The sequence below is a fragment of the Frigoribacterium sp. Leaf44 genome (genome assembly GCF_001421865.1).
In the GTDB taxonomy this organism is placed as follows: domain Bacteria; phylum Actinomycetota; class Actinomycetes; order Actinomycetales; family Microbacteriaceae; genus Frigoribacterium.
The window spans coordinates 70,232-91,794 of the sequence record NZ_LMLG01000001.1; the positions used below are offsets into that span (position 1 = coordinate 70,232).

Annotated in this window: 20 protein-coding genes; 4 read left to right on the plus strand and 16 right to left on the minus strand. The window is 73.6% G+C overall.

What is annotated here, in order from left to right; genetic code table 11:
• Nucleotides 1–93: 93 nt before the first annotated feature.
• From ASE87_RS00375 to ASE87_RS00420, 10 genes are all read right to left on the minus strand, one after another.
• Nucleotides 94–366, minus strand: coding sequence for a hypothetical protein (locus ASE87_RS00375; RefSeq protein WP_056225022.1), 273 nt, complete (start codon nt 364–366; stop codon nt 94–96).
• Nucleotides 367–582: 216 nt separating this feature from the next.
• Nucleotides 583–1,290 (minus strand): SDR family NAD(P)-dependent oxidoreductase, encoded by a 708-nt coding sequence (locus ASE87_RS00380; protein WP_056225024.1) that lies wholly within the window; start codon nt 1,288–1,290, stop codon nt 583–585.
• Nucleotides 1,291–1,293: 3 nt separating this feature from the next.
• Nucleotides 1,294–2,628 carry an exo-alpha-sialidase gene (locus ASE87_RS00385; RefSeq protein ID WP_235472153.1) on the minus strand — a complete coding sequence of 445 codons (1,335 nt, stop codon included), beginning with the start codon at nt 2,626–2,628 and terminating at the stop codon, nt 1,294–1,296.
• The gene (locus ASE87_RS00390) at nt 2,625–3,425 is read right to left on the minus strand and encodes an HpcH/HpaI aldolase/citrate lyase family protein (protein ID WP_056225030.1); all 801 of its coding nucleotides are present in this window, start codon (nt 3,423–3,425) and stop codon (nt 2,625–2,627) included. The genes ASE87_RS00385 and ASE87_RS00390 overlap by 4 nt, the downstream gene beginning before the upstream one ends.
• A 66-nt stretch (nt 3,426–3,491) precedes the next feature.
• On the minus strand, nt 3,492–4,520 hold the full coding sequence (locus ASE87_RS00395) for an aldo/keto reductase (RefSeq protein WP_082452207.1): 1,029 nt from the start codon (nt 4,518–4,520) through the stop codon (nt 3,492–3,494).
• Nucleotides 4,517–5,347: an ABC transporter ATP-binding protein gene (locus tag ASE87_RS00400; RefSeq protein WP_043594468.1), complete on the minus strand. Its 831-nt coding sequence runs from the start codon at nt 5,345–5,347 to the stop codon at nt 4,517–4,519. Before ASE87_RS00400 ends, ASE87_RS00395 begins: the two co-directional genes overlap by 4 nt.
• Entirely contained in the window at nt 5,340–6,224 is an 885-nt protein-coding gene (locus tag ASE87_RS00405; protein ID WP_056225033.1) for an ABC transporter ATP-binding protein, read from the minus strand. Before ASE87_RS00405 ends, ASE87_RS00400 begins: the two co-directional genes overlap by 8 nt.
• The gene (locus ASE87_RS00410; RefSeq protein ID WP_082452208.1) at nt 6,221–7,255 is read right to left on the minus strand and encodes an ABC transporter permease; all 1,035 of its coding nucleotides are present in this window, start codon (nt 7,253–7,255) and stop codon (nt 6,221–6,223) included. The genes ASE87_RS00405 and ASE87_RS00410 overlap by 4 nt, the downstream gene beginning before the upstream one ends.
• Nucleotides 7,252–8,187, minus strand: a complete 936-nt coding sequence (locus ASE87_RS00415; protein ID WP_043594466.1) for an ABC transporter permease — start codon at nt 8,185–8,187, stop codon at nt 7,252–7,254. Before ASE87_RS00415 ends, ASE87_RS00410 begins: the two co-directional genes overlap by 4 nt.
• Before the next feature lie 2 nt (nt 8,188–8,189).
• The gene (locus tag ASE87_RS00420) at nt 8,190–9,764 is read right to left on the minus strand and encodes an ABC transporter substrate-binding protein (protein WP_056226684.1); all 1,575 of its coding nucleotides are present in this window, start codon (nt 9,762–9,764) and stop codon (nt 8,190–8,192) included.
• 158 nt (nt 9,765–9,922) lie between these two features.
• Here ASE87_RS00420 and pdxA point away from each other — a divergent pair, with 158 nt between their 5' ends.
• From pdxA to ASE87_RS00435, 3 genes are all read left to right on the plus strand, one after another.
• Entirely contained in the window at nt 9,923–12,271 is a 2,349-nt protein-coding gene (pdxA, locus tag ASE87_RS00425; protein ID WP_056225036.1) for a 4-hydroxythreonine-4-phosphate dehydrogenase PdxA, read from the plus strand.
• 34 nt (nt 12,272–12,305) lie between these two features.
• Complete coding sequence (locus tag ASE87_RS00430; RefSeq protein ID WP_056226686.1) at nt 12,306–13,082, plus strand: DeoR/GlpR family DNA-binding transcription regulator; 777 nt, start codon at nt 12,306–12,308, stop codon at nt 13,080–13,082.
• Between the two features lie 166 nt (nt 13,083–13,248).
• Nucleotides 13,249–14,028, plus strand: coding sequence for an SDR family oxidoreductase (locus ASE87_RS00435; RefSeq protein WP_056226688.1), 780 nt, complete (start codon nt 13,249–13,251; stop codon nt 14,026–14,028).
• Here ASE87_RS00435 and ASE87_RS00440 read toward each other — a convergent pair.
• The 6 genes from ASE87_RS00440 to ASE87_RS00465 all read right to left on the minus strand — a co-directional run bounded on the left by ASE87_RS00440 (nt 14,025) and on the right by ASE87_RS00465 (nt 20,938).
• Nucleotides 14,025–15,239, minus strand: a complete 1,215-nt coding sequence (locus tag ASE87_RS00440; RefSeq protein ID WP_157489618.1) for a Fic family protein — start codon at nt 15,237–15,239, stop codon at nt 14,025–14,027. The genes ASE87_RS00435 and ASE87_RS00440 overlap by 4 nt on opposite strands.
• A 28-nt stretch (nt 15,240–15,267) precedes the next feature.
• A complete protein-coding gene (locus tag ASE87_RS00445; protein ID WP_056225041.1) occupies nt 15,268–16,017 on the minus strand; it encodes a gamma-glutamyl-gamma-aminobutyrate hydrolase family protein in 750 nt (249 codons plus the stop codon).
• A 40-nt stretch (nt 16,018–16,057) separates the two neighbouring features.
• Nucleotides 16,058–16,834 carry a hypothetical protein gene (locus ASE87_RS00450; RefSeq protein WP_056225044.1) on the minus strand — a complete coding sequence of 259 codons (777 nt, stop codon included), beginning with the start codon at nt 16,832–16,834 and terminating at the stop codon, nt 16,058–16,060.
• Between the two features lie 154 nt (nt 16,835–16,988).
• Entirely contained in the window at nt 16,989–19,076 is a 2,088-nt protein-coding gene (locus ASE87_RS00455) for a fructose-specific PTS transporter subunit EIIC (RefSeq protein ID WP_056225047.1), read from the minus strand.
• Nucleotides 19,077–19,109: 33 nt separating this feature from the next.
• Entirely contained in the window at nt 19,110–20,078 is a 969-nt protein-coding gene (locus ASE87_RS00460; protein WP_056226690.1) for a 1-phosphofructokinase family hexose kinase, read from the minus strand.
• A gap of 71 nt (nt 20,079–20,149) precedes the next feature.
• The gene (locus ASE87_RS00465) at nt 20,150–20,938 is read right to left on the minus strand and encodes a DeoR/GlpR family DNA-binding transcription regulator (protein WP_056225048.1); all 789 of its coding nucleotides are present in this window, start codon (nt 20,936–20,938) and stop codon (nt 20,150–20,152) included.
• 306 nt (nt 20,939–21,244) lie between these two features.
• Here ASE87_RS00465 and ASE87_RS00470 point away from each other — a divergent pair, with 306 nt between their 5' ends.
• Nucleotides 21,245–21,559: a hypothetical protein gene (locus ASE87_RS00470; protein ID WP_043596001.1), complete on the plus strand. Its 315-nt coding sequence runs from the start codon at nt 21,245–21,247 to the stop codon at nt 21,557–21,559.
• The last annotated feature ends 4 nt before the right edge of the window (nt 21,560–21,563 follow it).

Sequence of the window (21,563 nt, forward strand, 5' to 3'; positions counted from 1 at the left end):
TCAGGTCGCGCGGCGGGCCCGGGTCTGGTGGGGCAGCCCGGACGGGCCGCCCGGGCGGGACGGTCGGGGTGAGGCGACCCCGACCGGTGACGACTACGCGGTGCGGATCGAACCGGTCGCGGTGTGGATCGTGCCCGTGGCCGTGCGGACGGATGCCGTGGCCGACGAGAGGCGACGCAGCACGCTGGCGGTGTAGCGGCCGATCGACAGGTCTCGGCGAGCCGAGGTGCTGACGTACGAACCGGGGGCGACGTCGGCGGCGAGCGAGCCGACGTAGGAGCCGACCGTCGGGGCGGCGGGCGTGCTGACGTAGCGGCCGCCGAGCGGGGTGGCGGGGGTGCGGGTGGTCGTGGCGGTGGTGTCCATGGTGACTCCTCGAGGCTTGGCGGGTCGTGTCGGTCGGGGGCCCGCGATCGGGGGATCGAGCGGGCGGCCACCGGCGGGGAGGGCTGCGCCGAGATGCTCGACGGTGGCCCTGGCCTCCGTCGGTGTTGCCACCACCATACGCCTTCTTTTGAATGATTCAAAACAACTCGTGTTCGCTCCTCGTTTTTCGGCCAGGACGCCGCACCCCGACCTCTCTCAGAGCGAGGCGCCGCCGCAGACGACGAGCGCCTGCCCCGTGATGCTCCGTCCGTGTGGCCCGAGCACGAACGCCACGAGCGCGGCCACGTCGACCGGGTCGACGAGCGCGCCCAGCGGCGGCACGACCGGAGCCGAGGAGGCGCGGGCCGGGTCGGCGAGCATCGGCGTGTCGGTGGGCCCCGGCGCCACGACGTTGGCGGTGACGCCCCGCGGCGCCAGTTCGGCCGCCCAGCTGCGGGCCAGCGCGACCTGGGCCGCCTTCGTCGCCGCGTACTGGCTCTTGCCGGCGACCCCGACGGCGGTACGGCTGCCGATCAGCACGATGCGACCGCCGTCGGACAGCCGGTCGACGAGCGAGTCGACGAGGGCGGCCGCGGCCCCCACGTGCACGGCAAACATGCCCTCGAGGGCGGTGGGGTCGAGCCGCCCGAGCGGGGCGGCGACCTGGAACCCGGCCGCGTGGACGATCGCGTCGACCGGCTCGACGTCGGCGACCGCCGCCGCGACGTCACCGGGTACCGACAGGTCGCAGCCGACCCACGAGAACGCTTCGCCCAGGTCGACCGCGCGCCGGCTGAGCCCGGTCACCCGCCACCCCTCGGCCAACAGGAACCCGGCGATCGCCCGCCCGATGCCCGAGCTGCAGCCCGTGACGACGGCGTGCCGGTCGGTGCCCGGCCCGCGCTGTGTCTCGTCGTCGGCCACGGCTCAGTCCCCGACGTCCGCACCGGACGGGTCGCGCACGCCGGGCAGGTCGGGCCCGCCGGGAAGGTCGGCGGGCGACAGGCGCACGTGGCGGATCGCCCGGCGGTGCCAGGTGTAGGCCACGTGCACGGCACCGTCGCTCGTCTGCGTGATGCTCGGGTACGACAGCTCGCGGTTCAGCCCGTCGCGGGAGTTGTTCGAGAGGCACCACCCGTCGCCGTCCTCGAGGTCGACGCGGTGCGGCCAGCTGCGCCCACCGTCCGTCGACACCGCCAGCGACATCGGAGCCCGGGGCGTGCCCCAGAACGCCGTCCGGCCCCCCTCCGCAGGCGACCCGGCCCGCGCCTCCTGGTCGGCGTCCGCGTCCGAGCCGAGCAGCGCGGCCTGCTCGACGATGCCGGACTCGTCGATCTCGTCGTAGAGCCCGAGCCGGCGCTCGGTCGTGGCGTCGGCCCGGCGGTGGTTGTACACGATCGCGAGGCGGCCGTCGGCGAGCGGCACCCACTGCACCGACGAGTTGTTGTTGGGCAGCTCGGTCGGCACGGGCGCCGTCCAGGTGCGGCCGCCGTCGGTCGAGCGGGACTCGTGGACGGCGTCGGCCCAGCGGCTGCGGAAGAGCGCGAGCAGCGAGGTGTCCGGCAGCTCGTGCACGTTCATGTGCACGGCCCCCGTGCTGCCCGGGACGGCGACTTCACCCCACGTGGCGCCGCCGTCCCGGGAGGTCATCACCGAGCTCGTGTCGTGGTCGCCCACCCACGCCTGCCCGGGGGTCGTCACGCAGCGGAACACCGGCACGAGCAGGTCGCCTGCCCGGGTGACGAGCGGCGGCTGCCGGACGAACACACCGCCGGTCTCGTCGGCCGGGAAGAGCGTCGACGGCTCGCCCCAGGTCGCCCCGCCGTCGGTCGAGACCCGGCGGCGCACCTCGGCCGAGTCCTGGTTGCCCGCCCGCTGTGCCGTGTAGAGCAGCCAGACGTCGCCCGAGGGGGCCGTGAAGAGCACCGGGTTCTGCTCGGAGCGCGCGGGGTCGTCGCTGAGCCGCACGGGCTCGGACCAGACCTCGTAGTCGAGGGTCGAGAACCAGACGTGGATGTCCGAGACGCCCTCCTGCGTGCCGCCGAACCAGACGCAGGCCAGGCGACCGTCGGGCAGTTCGGCGAGGTTGGCCGCGTGCGACTGGACCGTCGCCGTGGGCAGGTACGACCAGGAGCGTCCCGCCGCGTCGGGCCGCAGCCGGCCGTCGGCGACGACGCCGTCCGCGTCGTCCGCCCCGTCGACGCCCACAGCCCCGACCGGGACCGCGGCGCCTTGATCCGCCGTTGTGTCCTGCCTGCTCACGCCGCGCCTCCTGCGGTCGCGTCGGCGTCGTCCGTCGCGGTCGCCCGCCGCAGGTGGTCGCGTGCGGCGGCCTCGAGGTGGTTGAGGTCACCGGCCACGGTCGCGAACGTGTAACCCGCCGCGAGGCGTTGCCGGGCGACGTCGCCGTGCGGCGTGTGGATGCCCGCCGCGATGCCCGCCGCCTCGGCCGCCGCCGCCACGCGGACGAGGGCGGCGTCGAAGGCCTCCTGCACGGCCGGGTCGCCCGGGTACGCCCCGCCCACCGCGATGCAGAGGTCGCTCGGGCCGACGTAGAGGCCGTCGAGCCCGGGGGTGGCCGCGATCGCCTCGACGTTCGCGAGCCCGTCGGGCGTCTCGATCATGGCGAGCACGATCGTCGTGTCGTTCGCGTCGGCCGGCACGGGGCCGATGCGCAGGCTCGACCGCATGGGGCCGTACGAGCGGCGGCCGTGCGGCGGGTACTTCGCGCTGCGCACCGCCGCGGCGGCGTCCTCGGCCGTGTCGACGAGCGGCACGATGATGCCGGCCGCCCCGGCGTCGAGGGCCTTGCCGATGGGCGTGATGTCGTTCGCCTCGACCCGCACCAGGCCGGCCGAGGTCTGCCCCGCGTCGATCGCGAGCAGGCCGGTCATCATGCCCTGGTAGCCGAACAGGCCGTGCTGCGCGTCGAGGCAGACGTAGTCGTAGCCGAGCCGCGCGATGCGCTCGGTCGCCGGCGGGGCGTCGAGGGTGATCCAGTAGCCGACCGCCCTCTCGCGGCGGCGGATCGTGCGGGCGAAGTCGCTGGCGGTGCTCATGGTGCTCTCTCTCGTGCGGTGTGCGCGGTGCGTGCGGTTCGGTCGGGGGAGGTCAGGAGGCGCGGGTCAGCGCGCGTACGGAGGCATCGGCCCCCGCAACGAGCGTCCGACCTCGTCGCAGGCCGCCACGACCTCGTCGGGCAGCGGCCCGTCGGCGATCGCGGCGACGTTGGCGGTCAGCTGCTCGGGCCGGGAGCCGCCGAGCAGCACCGAACCGACCTCGGGCCGGTACGCCACCCAGCGCAGGGCGAGCTCGACGAGCGTCACCCCGGCCTCGGCCGCGACGCCCGACAGTCGGTCGATCGCGACGAAGAGGTCGGCGTCCCAGTAGCGCTTCGTGTACATCTCGGCGAGGGCCGAGTCGCCGAAGCGCCCGTCGGTCGGCGTCTCGTCGAACCGGTGCCGACCGGTCAGCAGGCCACCGCCGAGCGGGTTGTAGACCATCGTCTCGAGCCCGTGGACGCTCGCGAACTCGAGGTACTCGTCGTCCAGACGGCGGGCCACGAGGTTGCACAGCTGTTGTGCGACGACCGGGCGGGGAGCTCCCACGGCGTCGGCCACGCGTTCGACGTCGCCGATCTGCCAGGCGGCGAAGTTCGAGACGCCGAGCGAGAGCACCTTGCCCTCGGCGACGAGCGCGGCGACCGTCGACAGGGTCTCGTCGAGCGGCGTCATGCGGTCGGGCTGGTGCAGGTAGAACAGGTCGAGCCGGTCGGTGCCGAGGCGGCGCAGGCTGGCCTCGACGCTCGCGCGCAGGGCCACGGCCGAGAGCGGCGGCAGGCCGCCCGCGTCGGCGTGCGGCATGCCGGCCTTCGAGGCGAGCACGATCTCGTCGCGTCGCCCGGCGAGCAGGCGGCCGAGCATCGTCTCGGTCGTGCCGCCGACGTACGCGTTGGCGGTGTCGATCCAGCTGACGCCCGCGTCGCGCGCGGTGTCGAGCATCCGGGCGGCGGTGGCCTCGTCGACGGTGTCGCCGAAGGTCATCGTGCCGAGCACGAGCCGAGGAGGCGCGGGTCGGGTGGCCGCCGCGTCGCCCGTCACGGCGGTGTCGGCGTCGGCGACGGTGTCGGTCCGGGCGGTGTCGGTCCGGCTCATGCGGTGGCTCCCAACGAGAGGCTGCGGACGACGTGGCGGGGCTTCACGCCCGTCATCGTGGCGGGGTCGAGGGCGGCCCGGCGCAGCCGCCGTGTGTAGTCCTCGGTGGGCGAGGTGAGCACCTGCGCCGTGGCGCCCTGCTCGACGACGGCGCCCTGCTTCATGACGAGGACGCTCTCGCTGATCTGCTGCACGACGCCGAGGTTGTGCGAGATGACGACGTAGGTGATGCCGGTGTCGACCTGGATCTCGCGCAGCAGCTCGAGCACTTGCGCCTGCACCGACACGTCGAGCGCGCTGGTCGCCTCGTCGCAGATGAGCAGGTCGGGGCTCGACGCGAGCGCCCGCGCGATGCCGATGCGCTGGCGCTGGCCGCCCGAGAACTCGTGCGGCCGACGGTCGAGCGCGGTCGAGGGCAGGCCGACGCGGTCGATCAGGCGGGCCGCCTCGGTGGCCCGGTCCTGGGCCGAGCGCACGCCCTTCAGCCGGAGCGGTTCGGCGACGATGTCGCGGGCGCTCAGGTGCGGGTCGAGCGAGCCGTACGGGTCCTGGAAGACCATCTGGAAGCGGTGCCTCAGGGGCCGCAGCCGCGCCTCCGACAGGGTCGCCAGGTCGGTGCCGTCGAGCACGATGCGCCCGCTGGTCGGCTGCAACAGCCGCATGACCGCCTTGGCGATCGTGGACTTGCCGCAGCCCGACTCGCCCACGATGGCGAAGGTGCTGCCGCGGCGCACCGAGAACGACACGTGGTCGACGGCGCGGTGCGCGGTCGAGCCGCTGCCGTAGTCGACGACCAGGTCGTCGACCTCGAGGATGGTGTCAGACACGGGTGGCCTCCGGTCGGTCGGTGCTGGTCGTGGCGGGTGTGGACGGGGTCTCGTCCCAGGCACCCAGGGTGGGCACCGCGGCGAGCAGCCCCTGCGTGTACGGCTCGGCGGGGTGCTCGACGATCTGTCGCACGTCGCCCGACTCGACGAAGACGCCGGCCTTCATGACGTGGATGCGGTCGGACACCAGGCGGGCGACCCCGAGGTCGTGGGTGATCATCAGCAGGCCGATGCCGCGCTGCTCCTGCAGTTCGAGCAGCAGGTCGAGGATGCCGGCCTGCACCGTGACGTCGAGGGCGCTGGTCGGCTCGTCGGCGACGATGAGCTGCGGCTCGCAGGCCAGGGCGATGGCGATCAGCACGCGCTGCAGCATGCCGCCCGAGAGCTGGTGCGGGAACTTCCGCAGCTGGGCGTCGGGTTCGGGGATGTGCACCTGTTCGAGGAGGCGCACGGCCCGCGCGGTCACGGCGGCCCGACCGCTGGCGGCCCCGGCGATGCGGATCGCCTCACCGACCTGCGAGCCGATCGACCGCACCGGGCTGAGCGCCGTCATGGGGTCCTGCGGGATCAGCGCGACCGCCCGGCCGCGCACCGTCCGCACGGCCGAGGCGGAGGCGAGCACGTCGAGTCCGGTGATGCGCACGTGGCCCGAGACCACGGCGAGGTCGGCGGGCAGCAGCTGCAGCACGCCCATCGCGGTGGTCGACTTGCCCGACCCCGATTCGCCGATGATCGTGACGGTCTCGCCGCGGGCGATGTGGAACGAGACGCCGTCGACGGCGCGCACGATGCCGTTCGTCGTCATCAGCTCGATCTGCAGGTCGCGCACCTCGAGCAGCAGGTCGGGGTCGACGGAGTCGTCGGTCACGGGGGTCATGCGATCGTTCCCTTCTTCGGGGTCGAGGTCGGCGCCGAGGTCGACGCCGAGGTCGACGGGCGCAGCCCGACGAACCGACGGAGGCGCGAGGCCGCCGACCGGCGCGGCCGGTCCCGCAGGGCGTCGCCCAGCAGGTTCACCCCGACGACGAGCAACACGATGAACAGGCCGGGGATGGTGACCATCCACCAGGCCGTGGTGACGTAGTCCTGGCCGTCCGAGATGATGCGGCCCCAGGTGGCGAACGGTCGCTGCGGACCCGCCCCGAGGAAGCTCAGGGCGCTCTCGAGCAGCACGGCCTGGGCGAGCAGCAGCAGCACGACGAGCGTCGCCTGCTTGATGACGTTGGGCACGACGTGGCGCAGCAGGATGGTGAAGCGGTTCAGGCCGAGCGTCCGGGCCGACGAGACGTACGGCTTCTCGCGTTCGACGAGCACGAGCGAGCGGGTCAGCCGGGCCACCTCGGGCCACTGCGCGATCGCGATCACGAAGGTGATCACGGGGATCGACGGGCCGAACAGCGCCACGACGAGCAGCAGCATCATGAGCAGCGGCAGCGACATCTGCGCCTCGAGCAGGCGGCTGATCAGCGTGTCGGCCCAGCGCCCGTAGAACCCGGCGATCGAGCCGAGCACCACGCCGATGGCACCCGAGACGAGGACGGCGAGCACGCCGATCGCGAGCGAGACCTGGCCGCCGTGCAGCACCCGCGAGAGCAGGTCGCGACCCAGTTGGTCGGTGCCGAACAGGTGACCGGCGGTGAACGGAGGCGCGAGGCGGTTGCCGAGGTCCTGGCCGTTCGCGTCGGGCAGCGGCAGGGCCTGCGCCAGCACGATCGGGATGATGACCACGAGGGCGCAGATCGCCCCGACCCAGAGCTTGACGCGGGCGGCGGAGGTCCGTCGGGCCGCTTCGGACCTCTTCAGCAGGCGGGGCGTGACCGCGGTGGGTCGCGCCTCCTCGGGGGTCCGGCCGGACGGGCCGGCGGTCGCCGGGCCGGACGGGCGTCCGGTGGTGTCGGTGCGGGTCATGCGGCACTCGCCTTTCCGAGCCGCACGCGCGGATCGAGCAGGGGATAGGCGAGGTCGATCAGCAGCTGGACGCCGACGGCGAGCAGCGACGTGACCAGCACGGTCGCCTGGATGAGGGGGTAGTCGCGGGTCTCGAGTGCCCGCACGATGAGCGACCCGACGCCGGGCCAGGCGAACACGACCTCGACCACGACGACGCCGTTGAGCATCGCCGCGAACCGGGTGCCGAGGGCCGTGAAGACCGGGATCGCCGAGTTGCCCATGGCGTAGCGCCAGGTGAGGGCGCGCTCCGAGACCCCACGCGACCGGGCCACGGTCAGGTAGGGCGCCGAGAAGTTGGTCGCCATCTCGCGTCGGACGAGTCGGGAGATGAGCGCCACCTGCAGGATGGCGATCGTCACGGTCGGCAGGACGAGGCCGCCCCAGGTCGCGAAGCCCGAGGCCGGGAAGATCGGGATCACGACGGCGAAGGCGCTGAGCAGCAGGATGCCGGTCCAGAAGTCGGGCATCGACTGGCCGGCGATCGCGACGACGTTGACGCCGGTCTCGCTGCGGGTGTCGGTGCGGCGGGCCATCCAGACGCCGAGCGGGATCGACACGACGGCCGCCAGCAGGATCGCCGCGAACGAGAGCGTCAACGTGTACGGCAGTCGTTCGAGGACGACCTGCACGGCCGGTGCCTGGAACGAGTACGAGGTGCCCAGGTTGCCCGTGAACAGCTGCTGCAGGAACACGCCGTACTGCTGCAGCAGCGGGTCGTCGAGCCCGAACTGCTCGCGCACGGCGGCGAGCTGCTCGTTCGTCGCGAGCGGCCCGGCGTAGGCCACGGCCGGGTCGCCGGGGGCGAGGCGGATCAGCACGAAGACCGTCGACACCGTGAGGAACACGGTGAGCAGGCCCTGGCCGAGGCGCTTGAGGATGTAGGTCGCCATGGTCAGGCCCCCAGTCGGACGTCGGCGAGCGGATACGTGTTGGACGACGCGAGGGCGAGGCGCTCGACCCGCTCGCGACGGGCGAGCACCGACTTGGGCACGAAGGCCCAGGCACAGGGCCAGGTGTCCCACGCCGCCTGCTGCGCCTCGGCGAGCCGCTGCTGGCGCAGCGTCGCGTCGGGTTCGGTGGACGCGCGGGCGATCGCCTCGGCCACGTCGGGCTGCACGTAGCCCTGGTAGGTGTCGCGGGTCTGCTCCTTCTCGGCGGTGCCCGCGTACATGCCCTGCAAGATGGTCAGCGCGAGGCCGGTGGGGGCCGAGAAGCCGTTGCCGAGCAGGTCCCAGTCGCCGGCCTTGCCCTGGCGCCACTGCAGGATGTCGCCACCGGGCTCGAACTGCTGCAGCGTGGTCCGCACGCCGATCGCGCCGAACATCTCGACGAGGGCCTCCATGATGAAGGTGTCGCCGGCGAACTCGCCGGTCTCCCAGATGATGCGCAAGGTCAGGTCGCTCGCCCCGAGCTCGGCGAGCGTGCGCCGGGCGAGGTCGGGGTCGTAGGTGTACTCGCCCGTTTTCGCGTAGCCGAGCAGGCTCGGCGGCACGACGCCGTCCGCCTGCGTCACCGAGTCGGTCAGCACGTCGCGCACGAGGGCGCGGCCGTCGATCGCGTGGCTGAGCGCCTCGCGCACCCGGGCGTCGGCCAGCGGGTGCCCCTCGGGCTTGCGGAAGTTGTAGAAGATCTGGTTGATGCGCAGACTCGAGGCCTCGTCGAGGGCGATCCCGGGCAGTCCCTGCAGCTGCGTCGCCGAGTCGGGCGTGATCGAGTCGATGACGTCGACCTCGCCGCTGCGCAGCGCGATCACCCGGCTCGACTCCTCGGGCAGGAACCGCACCTCGACCCGGTCGACGCCGGGGGCCTCGCCCCAGTACTGCTCGTTGCGGGTCAGGCTGTAGGTGCCGGCGCCGCGGTTGAAGCGCGTGACGACGAACGGGCCGCTGCCCACGCCGTCCTGCAGCTCTTCCGGTTTGTTGGCCGCGGCCGGGGTGATCAGGATGTTGCTCATCAAGGCGTCGAGCACCGGGATCGGCTGCGACGAGTCGAGCGTGAAGGTGCGCTCGTCGATCGCGGTCACGGTCGGGAACTCGGGGAAGAAGCTGGCGACGAACGAGCCCTGCACCTGCTCGTACATCTGCAGTGCGGTGGCGACGTCGGCGACCGTGACGGGCGTGCCGTCCGAGTAGCGGACGCCCTCGCGCAGCCGGACCGTCCACTGCGTGTCGCTCGTCGGCTCGAAGCTCTCGGCGAGCACGAGCTCGGGCGTGATGTCGGGGCCGATGCGCGTGAGCGCCTGGCGCACCGCCCGCTGCACCGTGACGGCCGCGTCGAACTGGTTCAGCTTGTTGTCGAGGCTGACCAGCGAGCGGTTGAGGGCCAGGGTCAGCGTGCCGGGCCCGGGCAGCCCGGTCGGACCGGCGCAGCCGGCGAGGCTGGTGGCGGTCACGAAGAGTCCGGCGGCGGCACCCCAGCGGAGCAGGGTACGGCGCGACATCTCGTGGTCCGCGAACGGAACGGTCATCATCGACCTCTCGATCCAGGGGTTCGACGAGGTCGACGGCGCCCGGTCCCGTAGCGCTGCGACGCCCTCGTCCGGGCTGGATGACACTGTGCCAGGGCTGCGCGTTTCGCGCAAGACCATTGGCGCACAACGCGCAGTCGTGTCAGGATGGCCGCATCATGACCCCGATCACCGTCATCGCCGACGACCTGTCCGGCGCCGCCGAGACCGCCGAGCAGTTCCGGCTGCGCGGTCACGAGACCTCGGTCTCGCTCGGCGTGCCGTCCGGGCCGGCCACCGGGGTCACGGTCGTCGACGTCGGCACCCGCGCCGGCACCGCCGAGGAGGCGCGGGTCGCCATCGACACGCTGCCCCTGCCGGTCGGCACCCTCGTCCTGAAGAAGACGGACTCGCTCTGGCGCGGTCACGTCGGGCCCGAGCTCGAGGCCCTGACCGGCCGAGGCTACGACGTGGTCGTGGCGGGGGCGTTGCCCGCTCTCGGGCGCACGGTCGTCGGCGGGCGGCCCCTCGTCGACGGGCGACCGTTGGCCGAGACGCCCCTCTGGCACCTCGAACCGCGCGACGCCCCCGCGACCCTCGCCGAACTGGTCGACCACCCGTCGGCCCTCGTCGGCCTCGACGTCGTTCGCTCGGGTCCGGTCGCCTTCGCCGCTCGCCTCGACGACGCACTCGTCGGGGGAGCCCTCGCCCTCGTCGACGCCGAGACCGACGACGACCTCGCGGCCGTGGTCGCGGCCGTTCTCCGGCTGTCCGACCGCCCCGGGGTCCGTCGGCCCGTCGCCCTCGCGGGCAGCGCCGCGCTCGCCGCCGCCCTCGCCGACGCGGTGGCTCCGGGCGTGGACCCGGCGGTGGCTCCGGGCGGCCACGCTCTCGCGTCCGACGACGTCGCGCACCGTGGTGGGGCCGGGCCCGTGCGACCCGTCCTCGTCGTGGTCGGCTCGGCCGCCGAGGTGGCCCGCGGCCACGCCGACGTGCTCGCCGCGACCGGTGCGGACGTGCACGTGCTCGACCCGGCGGACGACGCGGGTGACCTCGTCGAGGTGACCCGCGCCTCCTTGTCCCGGTCGTCCGTCGCCGTGCTGACGGTGACCGCACGGCGCCTGCCCGACCCGCTCGTCGGGTCGGCGGCCCTCGCCGAGGTCGTCGCCCGGGTCGGCGTCGACCTCGACCTCGACCTCGTGCTGACCGGCGGCGAGACCGCCCGCGCGGTGCTCGACCGGCTCGCCACGACCACCCTGCGGCCGCTCGCGCAGGTCGAGCACGGTGCCGTCCTCAGCCTCGCGGCCGACGGGCGGGGCACCGCGGGCGACGGCCGGCTCGTCGCCACGAAGCCCGGCAGCTTCGGCGGCCCCACCGTGCTCGCCGACCTCGTCGACCTGGTGCGCCGCACGCGCGCCGGCGCCGACCCCCATGACCTCACCGCGTCGGCCGCGTCCGGCGCCCCCACGAAACGGAGAACCCCCATGACCACGACGACACCCGACACGCGGCCGTTCATCGCCGTCACCATGGGCGACGGCGCCGGCGTCGGACCCGAGGTGACCGTCGGCGCGCTGCTCGACGAGGCCGCCTACCGCGACGCCCGCCCGGTCGTCGTCGGCGACGCCCACCGACTGCGGCTGGGGGCCGCCGCGCTCGGCGTCGAGGCCGAGATCGTCGAGGTCGACGGCCCCGCCGACGCCGTCTTCAGCCCCGGCCGCATCAACGTCGTCGACCCGCACCTGCTCTCGGCCGACCTGCCCTGGGGTGCCGTCTCGGCCGAGGCCGGCCACGCCGCGTACGAGTACATCCGCATCGCGTGCGAGCTCGGCATGGCCGGCCTCGTGCAGGGCATCTGCACCGCACCGCTGAACAAGGCGGCGTTGCACGAGGCCGGTCACGTGTTCCCCGGTCACACCGAGCTGCTGGCCCACTTCATGGGCGTCGGCGAGGTGTCGATGATGCTCTCGACGCCCAAGATCAAGGTGATCCACGTGACCACCCACATCGGGTTGATCGACGCCATCGCGAAGATCGAGCCCGGCCTGGTCGAGCGCACGGTGCGCCGCGGCTGGGAGGCCCTGCGCCGCGCGGGCGTCGACGACCCCCGCATCGGCGTCTGCGCGATCAACCCGCACGCCGGCGAGAACGGCCTGTTCGGCTACGGGGAGGAGGCCGAGAAGATCACCCCCGCCATCGAGGTGCTGCAGGCCGACGGCATCCGCGCCGTCGGACCGCTGCCGGCCGACACCGCGTTCTTCCTCGGCGGTCGCGGCGACTACGACCTCATCGTGGCGATGTACCACGACCAGGGCCACGGGCCGGTGAAGGTGCTCGGCATCGAGGCCGGTGTCAACATCACCGTCGGGCTGCCCGTGATCCGCACCTCGGTCGACCACGGCACCGCGTTCGACATCGCCGGCACCGGGGTCGTGGCCGTCGGTAGCATGATCGAGGCGCTGCGCCAGGCGGTCGAGATGTCGCCCAGCCCGGCCGACGCCGTCGAGGTCGGTGCACCGTCGGCGTGACGCCGCCCGCCCCACCGAACAGGACGGCCATCGCATGAGCACCACGGCACGGGAGCGACGCCGCGACATCGTCGAGCTCGCCCACACCACCGGGCTGGCGAGCGTCGACGAGCTGAGCCGCCGCTTCGAGGTGACCCCGTCGACGATCCGCCGCGACCTCGCCGAGCTCACCCGGCGCGGCGAGATCGCGCGCACCTACGGCGGGGCCATGCCGCTCGGCGCCCCCGGGGCCGAGCCGACCTTCCGGCAGCGCAACAGCGAGGCCGGGGTGGCCAAGGCCGAGATCGCCCGGTACGCCCGCACGCTCGTCCACGACGGCGAGACGCTGCTGCTGGACGCCGGGTCGTCGGTCGCGGCCCTCGCCCGGGAGGCGCGCTCGGGTCTGGTCGCGACGGTCGCCACCACCTCGATCGCCGTCATCCAGCAGCTCGCCGACTCGGACGGCATCCACCTCGAGTGCCTCGGTGGCACGCTGCGTCCGGCCAGCCAGGGCTTCGTCGGACCGCTGGCCGAGGCCGCGCTCGAGCGCCTGACCTTCGACCGGGTGTTCCTCGGCGCCGACGGCGTGCTCGCCTCGGGGCACGTGGTCGAGGCGGACCTCGTGCAGACCCGGCTCAAAGAGCTGATGTGCCGCCAGTCCGAGCGCGTCTACGTGCTGGCGGACGGCTCGAAGCTCGGTCGCGCGACGTTCCACGCCCGGGCGGCGCTGCCCGAGGGCTGGACGCTCGTCACCGACGCCACGGCCGCGCCCGAGGCCCTGGCCGAGTTCGCGGCCGCCGGCGTCGACGTGGTCGTCGCGCCCGTCGGCTGACGCCGACCGGCCGGCCGACGCTGCGCCCGCTGGGCCCCGCCCCGCGCCTCCTGCCGGAGGTCGCACCACCGATGCGTCGTCGAACCACCCCGTCGCGTGGTTCGACGACGCATCGGTGGTGCGACCCCGTCGGAGAGCCGGCACCCCGTCGGGCAGGATGGACGGCATGCCCGCACCCACCGCGTCCCTGCCCACCGCTCTCGTCACCGGCGCCTCCGGCGGCATCGGCGCCGAGTTCGCCCGGCGGCTCGCGCCCGACCACGACGTGGTGATCGTGGCACGGAGCGGCGACCGCCTCGAGCAGGTGAGGGCCGAGCTCGAGGCGACCCGCGCCTCCGGGTCGTTCACGGCCGTGGTCGCCGATCTGTCGACGCCCGGCGGGGTCGAGACCGTGCTGGCCGCGGTCGGCGACCGCACGATCGACGTGCTGGTGAACAATGCCGGCGTCGGCTCGCACGGGGCGTTCGCCGAGTCCGACCCCGCCGCCGTCCAGGCGCAGCTGCACCTCAACTGCTCACAGGTGGTCGCGCTGACGCGCGCGCTGCTGCCCGGCATGGTGGCCCGCCGACGCGGCACGGTGGTCAACGTCGCGTCGACGGCGGCGTTCCAGCCGATCCCGACGATGGCGGTCTACGGGGCGACGAAGGCGTTCGTGCTCTCGTTCAGCGAGGCGCTGCACGCCGAGGTGCGCGGGTCGGGCGTCACCGTCACGGCCCTCTGCCCGGGGGCGACCGAGACCGGGTTCTTCGCCGCGACCGGCAGCGACTTCCTCACGAGCGGTCGCCAGACGCCCGAGCAGGTCGTCACCGCGGCACTGCGGGCCGTCCGCCGTCGCCGCGCCGTGGTGGTCAGCGGGCTCGGCAACGCGATCGGTGCCCAGGCGCACCGCTTCCTGCCCCGCCGACTCGTGACCGCGGCCTCGGCCCTGATCGTCCGCGAGCGCTAGGCGCCGGGCCCGGGTCGTCGGCCGCGCTTGGCCCGCACGGCGAACGCGTCGAGGGCGACGAGCACGTCGGGCGCCTCGTACAGGCGTCCGCGGCGTGCCTCACCGATCGGCCGCACGATGCCGTCGTCGACGAGTCGTTCGATGCCGGCCCGGGCGTTGTTCGTCGCGACCCCGAGTTCGCGGGCGACCGACGGCACGTCGACGACGGGCTGGCGTTGCAGCACGTCGAGCAGACGTCGACCGACCGACCCCGCGCGGGCGGTCGTGAGTTCGTCCCACTGCAGGCGGAGCCGGGTCAGGTCGGCAACGAGCGAACGGCCGTTGTCGACCGCCTCGACGGTCGCGCGGGTGAAGGCGCGGACGATCGGCTCGACGTCGCCGTCGCGATACGCCCCGAGTGCGTCGAAGTACCCCGAGGCGTCCCGCAGGAGGCCGGCCGAGACCGGCACCGTCACCTGACGCATGACGCCCAGCCGTCTCAGCATCGAGTGGACGATCGCGCGACCCGTCCGGCCGTTGCCGTCGGGGAAGGGGTGAATGGTCTCGAACTGCGCGTGGGTCAGCGCGACGTGCACGAGGGCCGGCAGGTCGTCACGACGGGCGAAGGCGAGCACGTCGTCCATGGCTCGCGGCACCCTCTCGGCGCGGGGCGGCACGAAGTCCGCCGTGTGCGGGCTCGTTCCCGTGCCGCCGATCCACACCTGCTGATCGCGCCAGCGGCCCGTGTGATGCGGTTGCTCGTCGCCCAGGAGGGCCGCGTGCATCGCGATCACGGCAGCGTCGTCGAGGTCGTCGGCGAGGGCGACGGCGGCCTCCATCGCGTGCGCGTTGGCGATGACGAGCCGGGCGTTCGTCCCGGCCTTCCGGCCGAGGGCGGCGAGGGCGATGCCACGGGGCATGGCCGTGAGGTTCTCGATCTCGGAGCTCGACGCGCTCTCGCTCCGCAGCAGGATCGCCGCGAAAGGGGCGGTGAACGCGCCCACCTCGGCGTCGAAGCGGGCCAGCTCGGCGACGGCGTCCTCGCAGTCGACCACGAGGTCCGCGGGCAGGTTCGGCGCGGCCGCCCCGGCGATGGCCGGGGTGACGGCGGCCTCGTACGGGCCGCGTGACCGCAGTCGAGCCCGGCGGGAGAGCGGGGCGTCCTCGTCGTCGTCCCAGGGGTGGCTCTCGTACTCGACCCGCGGCCACGAGGGCGGGGGAATCAGGGGCATGCCACCCACCTTAGCCATGGTTAGCGGATCAAACGTCCTCTCGACGAACCAGGGCGGCGTCGCGCGCCGCCACGAGCAGGTCGGTCAGCACCGTGCCGGTGGCCCCGCGGTCCTCGGGGTGCCACTGGACGCACCACACCGGCGCCGTGTCGTGCTCGACGGCCTCGACCGTGCCGTCGTCGGCCCAGGCCACCGCGCGCAGCCCCTCGCCCAAGCGCCCCACCGCCTGGTGGTGCGAGCTGCGCACGACCAGCGACGTCGTGCCGAGCATCGTCGCGAGCGTGCTGCCGTCGGCGAGCCGGACCGGGTGGTCGACCATGCTGTCCGAGGCGTCGTCGGGGTTCACGTGGCCCGGGTGGTCGAGGTGCTGCACGAGGTCGCCGCCGAGGGCGACGTCGACCACCTGCATGCCGCGACAGATGCCGACCAGCGGCACCCGCGCCTCCACGGACCCGCGCACCACCTCGAACTGCACCCGGTCGGCGTCGGCGAAGGTCTGGCCGCGCCCCGGGTAGTCGAACGGCCCGCCGTAGTGGCTCGGGTCGACGTCCTCACCGCCGGTGACGAGCACCGCGTCGGCCTCGGCGAGGGCGGTGCGCACGTCGCCGAGCCGGTTCGCGGGCACCCGGCGCACCGCGAAGCCGACCTGTTCGGCGGCGGCGACCACCGAGGTCGACAACTCGTCGAGCTCGCGCTCGAACGCCGGGTCGTCGCGGGCCTCGTCGGTGACGTCGAGGACCAACAGGTTCAGGAGGCGCGGTGCGGCCGAGTCGCTCATCTCGCCATCCTGGCAGCGCGGCCCGCCCCCGTGCGCGACGCTAGTCGGTGCCGTCGATCCCGCCGAGTCGTTCGAGCACGCCCGTGAGGATCGTGCCGGCCGCGTCGGGCAGCACGTGGTGGTTCATGTAGATCGCCTCGAGCCAGGGCAGCACCTCGTCGCGACCCCAGCCGACGGCGTCCCAGTCGATGCCGGGCAGGGCCTTCGTGAGGGGCTGGTCGGTCCGCGGATCGAGCCAGGCCTCGGCGATCGGCACGGCGTCGGACGACCCCTGGGGCGTCCAGCTCAGCGCGATGGGGTGGTCGTCTCCCTCGATGTGGTCGTGCTCGACGGCGCCCGAGCCGAGCCACGGCAGGGTGAGCAGCTCGCCCTCGATGTCGACCTCGATCAGGTCGAGCTTGCGGGGCTCCTCGACCTCGCAGACGTAGAGGTCGAAGCCGGCGTCGTGCCAGGCGGCGGCCTCGTCGACCTCGTCGAGCAGGTCGGGCATGCGGCGGTGCAGGTCGACGATCAGCCGGGTCGACCACTCGACGAGCACCCGCGTGTCGGCGACGCCGAAGGGGCTGAGGTCGCTGTCGTCGCCGTTCGCGAGGTGGAAGTGGTGCTCGACGTCGCCCGAGGGCGTGGTCTCGAGGTGCACCTGACCGGTCTCGTAGCCGACGTACAGCGCCGTGATCAGGTCGTCGTCGTCGTACTCGGCGTAGAGGTTCGGCTTGCCGAGCGCGGTCGGCAGCGGCGTCTGCGCGGCCGGGCGCTGGCCCAGGTCGAGCACGGCACGGAAATGGGTGGTGGGGAGCCTCAGGCTCATGTCGGTCACGGCGTGGGGTCCAATCGGTTGCTCACGCCAGGGTAGAGGACGCGGCCGCCCGTCCGCGGCCCGTCCACAGCGAAGGAGGCGCGCTCCGGGACTCCCCGGAGCGCGCCTCCTCGTGTGGTCGCCTCGACGGCGTCGGTGCGGGGCGGTGTCGCTGCTACGCGGCGACCGGGCTGCGCTGGCCGACGACCGATCCGGCCTCGGCGGCCTCGGCCGACGCGTCGGCCCCGGCGGCCGCACCGCGGCGGGCGAACTTCTTCAGCAGGACGAGCACGAACGCGCTCACCACGGTGCCGGCGACGATCGCCAGCGCCCACATGCCCAGGTTGCCGATCGCGAAGAACACGAAGATGCCACCGTGGGGGGCCTGCGACGTGACGCCGGCGGCCATCGAGATGGCGCCGGTCACCGCGCCTCCGACCATGCTCGCGGGGATGACGCGCAGCGGGTCGGCCGCGGCGAAGGGGATCGCGCCCTCCGAGATGAACGAGGCGCCCAGCAGCCAGGCGGCCGTGCCGTTGGAGCGCTCGACCTGCGAGAAGCCCTTGCGGTAGAGGACGGTCGACGCGAGGGCCATGGCCAGCGGCGGGACCATGCCGGCGCCCATGACGGCGGCCATGATCATCAGCGGTGCGGGGTTGTCGCTGATGGAGCCCGCCGACAGGCCGGCGACGGCGAACGAGTACGCGACCTTGTTGACCGGACCACCGAGGTCGATGCACATCATGAGGCCGAGGATGACGCCGAGGACGATCGCCCCGGTGCCGCTGAGGCCGTTGAGGAAGTCGGTCAGGGCGACGGTCAGGGCGGCGATCGGGCCGCCGAGCACGAGCACGAGCAGACCCGAGGCGAAGATCGACGCGAGCAGCGGGATGATCACGACGGGCATCAGGCCGCGCAGCCAGCGGGGCACGTCGGGCTTGCCGATCCAGTAGGCGGCGAAACCGGCGAGCAGGCCACCGACGAGACCGCCGATGAAGCCGGCACCCATGAAGACGGCGACGGCACCGGCGACGAAACCAGGGGCGATGCCGGGTCGATCGGCGATCGCGTAGGCGATGTAACCGGCCAGGGCGGCGACGAGGAAGCCCATCGACAGGTTGCCGATCTGGAACGCGGCGGCACCGAGGAAGTAGATCAGGCCCTCGGGCGGCAGGTTCACGAGCGAGTAGTCGGTCAGCACGGTCGCGGCGTTGCCGGCGATCTCGTAGCCCGAGAGCAGGAAGCCCAGGGCGAGCAGCAGGCCGCCACCGGCGACGAACGGGATCATGTACGAGACGCCGGTCAGCAACCAGCGCTTGAGCGACGAGCCGAAGCCCTGCTTCTCGGTGGCGGAGCCCGCGGCGGTACCGGCGGCACCGGCCGTGCCGCCCACGCGGGCGGCGTTCGGGTCCTTGGCGGCGGCCAGCGCCTCCTTCACCATGGCGTCGGGAGCGTCGACGCCGCGCTTGACCGGTCCGCGGACGACGGGCTTGCCGGCGAAGCGGCCCTGGTCGCGCACGTCGACGTCGACGGCGAAGATCACGGCGTCGGCCTCGGCGATGACGGCCGGGTCGAGGGGAGTGACCGTGCCCGAGCCCTGCGGCTCGATCTGCAGGTCGGCGCCGAGGCGCTTCGCCGCGGCGACGAGGGCGTCGGCAGCCATGAAGGTGTGGGCGATGCCGGTGGGGCAGGCGGTGACGCCGACCAGCTTCGGGCGACGTGCGCCGTCACCCGTGGCGTCGGCCGCGGACGAGGAGGCGCTGGTCGCCCCGGCCGCGGAGGTGGCGGTGGCGCCGCGCGTCTCGGCGACCTCGCCGCTGACCTCGTCGTCGACGAGCTGCACGATGTCGGCGGGCGTCTTCGCGGCGCGGAGGGCGGCGGTGAAGTCGTCGCGGATGAGGGCGCGGGCGAGGGTCGAGAGGACCGTCATGTGGTCGCCGTCGGCGCCCTCGGGCACCGCGATCATGAAGACGATGTCGGCGTCGCCGTCGGGGGCGCCGAAGCCGACCGTGCGGGCGAGCCGCGAGAAGGCGAGGGTGGGTTCGGTGACCGAGGCCGACCGCGCGTGGGGGATCGCGATGCCGCCGGGGACGCCGGTGCCGACCGAGGCCTCACGCTTGATGGCGTCGTCGGCGAGCGAGTCGGCCGAGCCGGCACGGCCCGAGGCGGCGACGCGCGCGGCCAGGGTGCGGATGACGTCGGTCGACGTGCCGCCCAGGTCTTCGTCGAGACCGACGAGGTCGGTGCTGATGAGGGATGACATGCTGTTCTGCTCCTTGGGGTTGGGCGACGCTGCTCAGAGGTGCCCGACGGCCGCGGGGGCCACCGGGACGACGTCGATGTCGTCAGGGAAGGTCTGGTCGAGGCGGGGGACGATGCTGCCGGGCAGGGCCGCGGCGGCGGCCCCGGACGCGACGGCCTGGGCGAGGCGGGCCGGGGCGGGGGCCCCGGCCGTCTCGGCGAGCAGGTAGCCCGACAGCGACGAGTCGCCGGCGCCCACCGTGCTCAGGGCGGTGATGACGGGGGCGGCGGCGAACCACGAGCCCTCGTCGTCGATCAACAGGGCGCCCGCGCTGCCGAGGGTGAGCAGCACGGTCTCGACGCCGAGTTCGCGCAGGCGTCGGGCTCCGGCGACGGCCGAGGCCGGGTCGGCCTCGTACGCCTCGGGGTCGCCGCCGACGATCTCGGCGAGCTCGTCGGCGTTGGGCTTGACGAGGTCGATGCCGACGCCCGACGCGATCAGGGCAGCGAAGGGCTCGCCCGACGAGTCGACCGCGATGCGCGGGGCGGCGTCACCGCAGGAGGCGCGCACGGCCCGGACGACGTCGGCCAGCCAGGTCGTCGGCAGGCCGGGCGGCAGCGAGCCCGCGAGCACCAACCACGAGGCGAGGGCCGCGTGCTCGACGACGAGCGCGGTGAGCTCGTCCACGTGGGCGCCGAGGTCGGGGCCGAGCTCGTTGATCTTGGTGGTCGTGCCGCCGGGCTCGGTCAGGGTGACGTTGGCCCGGAGGCGCTGGTCGATCGGCAGGTTGACGGTCGGCACGCCCCGCTCGCGCAGGGCGACGAGGACCGGGTCGTCGAGGGCGCCGGGCAGCAGGGCCACCGTCTCGGCACCCGACGCCGCGAGGGCCCGGGACACGTTGACGCCCTTGCCGCCGGGCTCGTCGGTCGTGCTGACCGAGCGCTGCACCGCACCCCGCTGCAGGGTGCCCGGCAGCTCGATCGTGCGGTCGAGCGAGGGGTTCGCGGTGACGGTGAGGATCATGCGGGTGCCTCCTGGCAGAGGTGCGGGGTCGAGCGGGGCCACGACGGGGCGGGGCGCGGGGGTCGAGGCGCTCATGCGACGATCACCTCGACGTCGGCGAGCTCGAGGGCCTCGCCCAGGTCGGGCGCGGGGGGCGCGTCGGTGACCACGGTGTCGATCTCGGCCAGGCGCGCGAACCGCACCAGCGCCTCCTCGCCGTGTTTGGTCTGGTCGACCACGGCCACGACGCGGCGTCCGGCACGGACGTAGGCCGACTTGACGGCGCCTTCGAACTCGTCGGGGGTCGACAGGCCGAAGCCGGCGCTGACGCCGTTCGCGCCGACGAAGACGATGTCGGGGCGGAGCGCCTGGATCTGCTCGACCGTGCTGGTGCCGACGGCGGCGCTGGTCAGCCCGCGGACGCGTCCGCCGAGCAGGTGCAGGTCGACGTGGGGGCTGTGCTGCAGCAGCGCGGCGATCGGGACGGCGTTGGTGATGACGGTGAGGACGGTGCCGGGCGTCGCCGGCGTCCAGCGGGCGAGTTCGGCGGCGACGGCGGCGGTGGTGGTGCCGGCGTCGAGGGCGATCGAGCCCGTGAAGGTCGGCGGCACGAGGTGCGCGGCGGCCTGGGCCACCGAGGTCTTCTCGGGGCTGTGCCGGGTCTCGCGCTCGCTCAGGCTGAGTTCGCTGACGCTGGAGCGGCCGGCGACGACGGCACCGCCGTGCACGCGCTGCAGCAGACCGGCCTGCTCGAGGGCGTCGAGGTCGCGGCGGACCGTCTCGGCCGTGACGTCGAGGCGCAGGGCGAGGTCGCTGACCGACACCCGGCCCGCCGAGCGCAGGGCTTCGGCGATCGACTCGTGCCGTTCGGTGGCGTACATGCGACCTCCTCGTCGTCTCGCGGTGCTTCCGGCATGCGTGCTGCCGGCGTGGGCCGACTGTACGTCGCTTCCACAGAGAAAACAAGACAAAAGCAGAAAAACGAAGAAGAACGCAGATCGCGCAGGCGAGGACCGAGCCATGTCCGCAATGCGCACTCTTCCCGATCTGGCTAGTTCATCTAGCAATCGGCCTGCCACAGTGGTGCACGTACCGGTTCACGGCGGTACGGGCACCGACTTCACGGGCGGTGCCGCAGTTCCAGCAGGTTCCTCAGGTGACGCAGGGTCGCCAGAAATGAGAAGAACATGAACACCAGCAGCGCCTCGCTCCAGGGCCTCGGCCACGAGCAACTCGTCTCCCTCGTCCGCGGAACGGTCGCTTCGGCCCGCCCGGCGACGACCCGCCCGACCACCGGTCGCGTCGACGCCGGTCTCTATCGCCGCGACCCGCGCGTGCCGGCCGTCCGCATCGAGACCTACCCCCGTCGCCGTCGGGCGCGTGTCGCGGCCGTCGCCCTCGCCGCCCCGATCTCGGCAGCCGTCTCGGCCGTCCCCCGGGTCGACGAGCCCACCTACGCCGACTTCCTCGTGGCCGCCCCGGCCCACGCGATGTCGGCCTGAGGCG

Coding starts and splice junctions, on each gene's coding strand:
- ASE87_RS00375 (WP_056225022.1), bottom strand. CDS start 366: ATGGACACCACCGCCACGACCACCCGCACCCCCGCCACCCCGCTCGGC.
- ASE87_RS00390 (WP_056225030.1), bottom strand. CDS start 3,425: ATGAGCACCGCCAGCGACTTCGCCCGCACGATCCGCCGCCGCGAGAGG.
- ASE87_RS00395 (WP_082452207.1), bottom strand. CDS start 4,520: ATGAGCCGGACCGACACCGCCCGGACCGACACCGTCGCCGACGCCGAC.
- ASE87_RS00405 (WP_056225033.1), bottom strand. CDS start 6,224: ATGACCCCCGTGACCGACGACTCCGTCGACCCCGACCTGCTGCTCGAG.
- ASE87_RS00410 (WP_082452208.1), bottom strand. CDS start 7,255: ATGACCCGCACCGACACCACCGGACGCCCGTCCGGCCCGGCGACCGCC.
- ASE87_RS00415 (WP_043594466.1), bottom strand. CDS start 8,187: ATGGCGACCTACATCCTCAAGCGCCTCGGCCAGGGCCTGCTCACCGTG.
- ASE87_RS00420 (WP_056226684.1), bottom strand. CDS start 9,764: ATGACCGTTCCGTTCGCGGACCACGAGATGTCGCGCCGTACCCTGCTC.
- pdxA (WP_056225036.1), top strand. CDS start 9,923: ATGACCCCGATCACCGTCATCGCCGACGACCTGTCCGGCGCCGCCGAG.
- ASE87_RS00430 (WP_056226686.1), top strand. CDS start 12,306: ATGAGCACCACGGCACGGGAGCGACGCCGCGACATCGTCGAGCTCGCC.
- ASE87_RS00435 (WP_056226688.1), top strand. CDS start 13,249: ATGCCCGCACCCACCGCGTCCCTGCCCACCGCTCTCGTCACCGGCGCC.
- ASE87_RS00440 (WP_157489618.1), bottom strand. CDS start 15,239: ATGCCCCTGATTCCCCCGCCCTCGTGGCCGCGGGTCGAGTACGAGAGC.
- ASE87_RS00445 (WP_056225041.1), bottom strand. CDS start 16,017: ATGAGCGACTCGGCCGCACCGCGCCTCCTGAACCTGTTGGTCCTCGAC.
- ASE87_RS00455 (WP_056225047.1), bottom strand. CDS start 19,076: ATGTCATCCCTCATCAGCACCGACCTCGTCGGTCTCGACGAAGACCTG.
- ASE87_RS00460 (WP_056226690.1), bottom strand. CDS start 20,078: ATGATCCTCACCGTCACCGCGAACCCCTCGCTCGACCGCACGATCGAG.
- ASE87_RS00465 (WP_056225048.1), bottom strand. CDS start 20,938: ATGTACGCCACCGAACGGCACGAGTCGATCGCCGAAGCCCTGCGCTCG.
- ASE87_RS00470 (WP_043596001.1), top strand. CDS start 21,245: ATGAACACCAGCAGCGCCTCGCTCCAGGGCCTCGGCCACGAGCAACTC.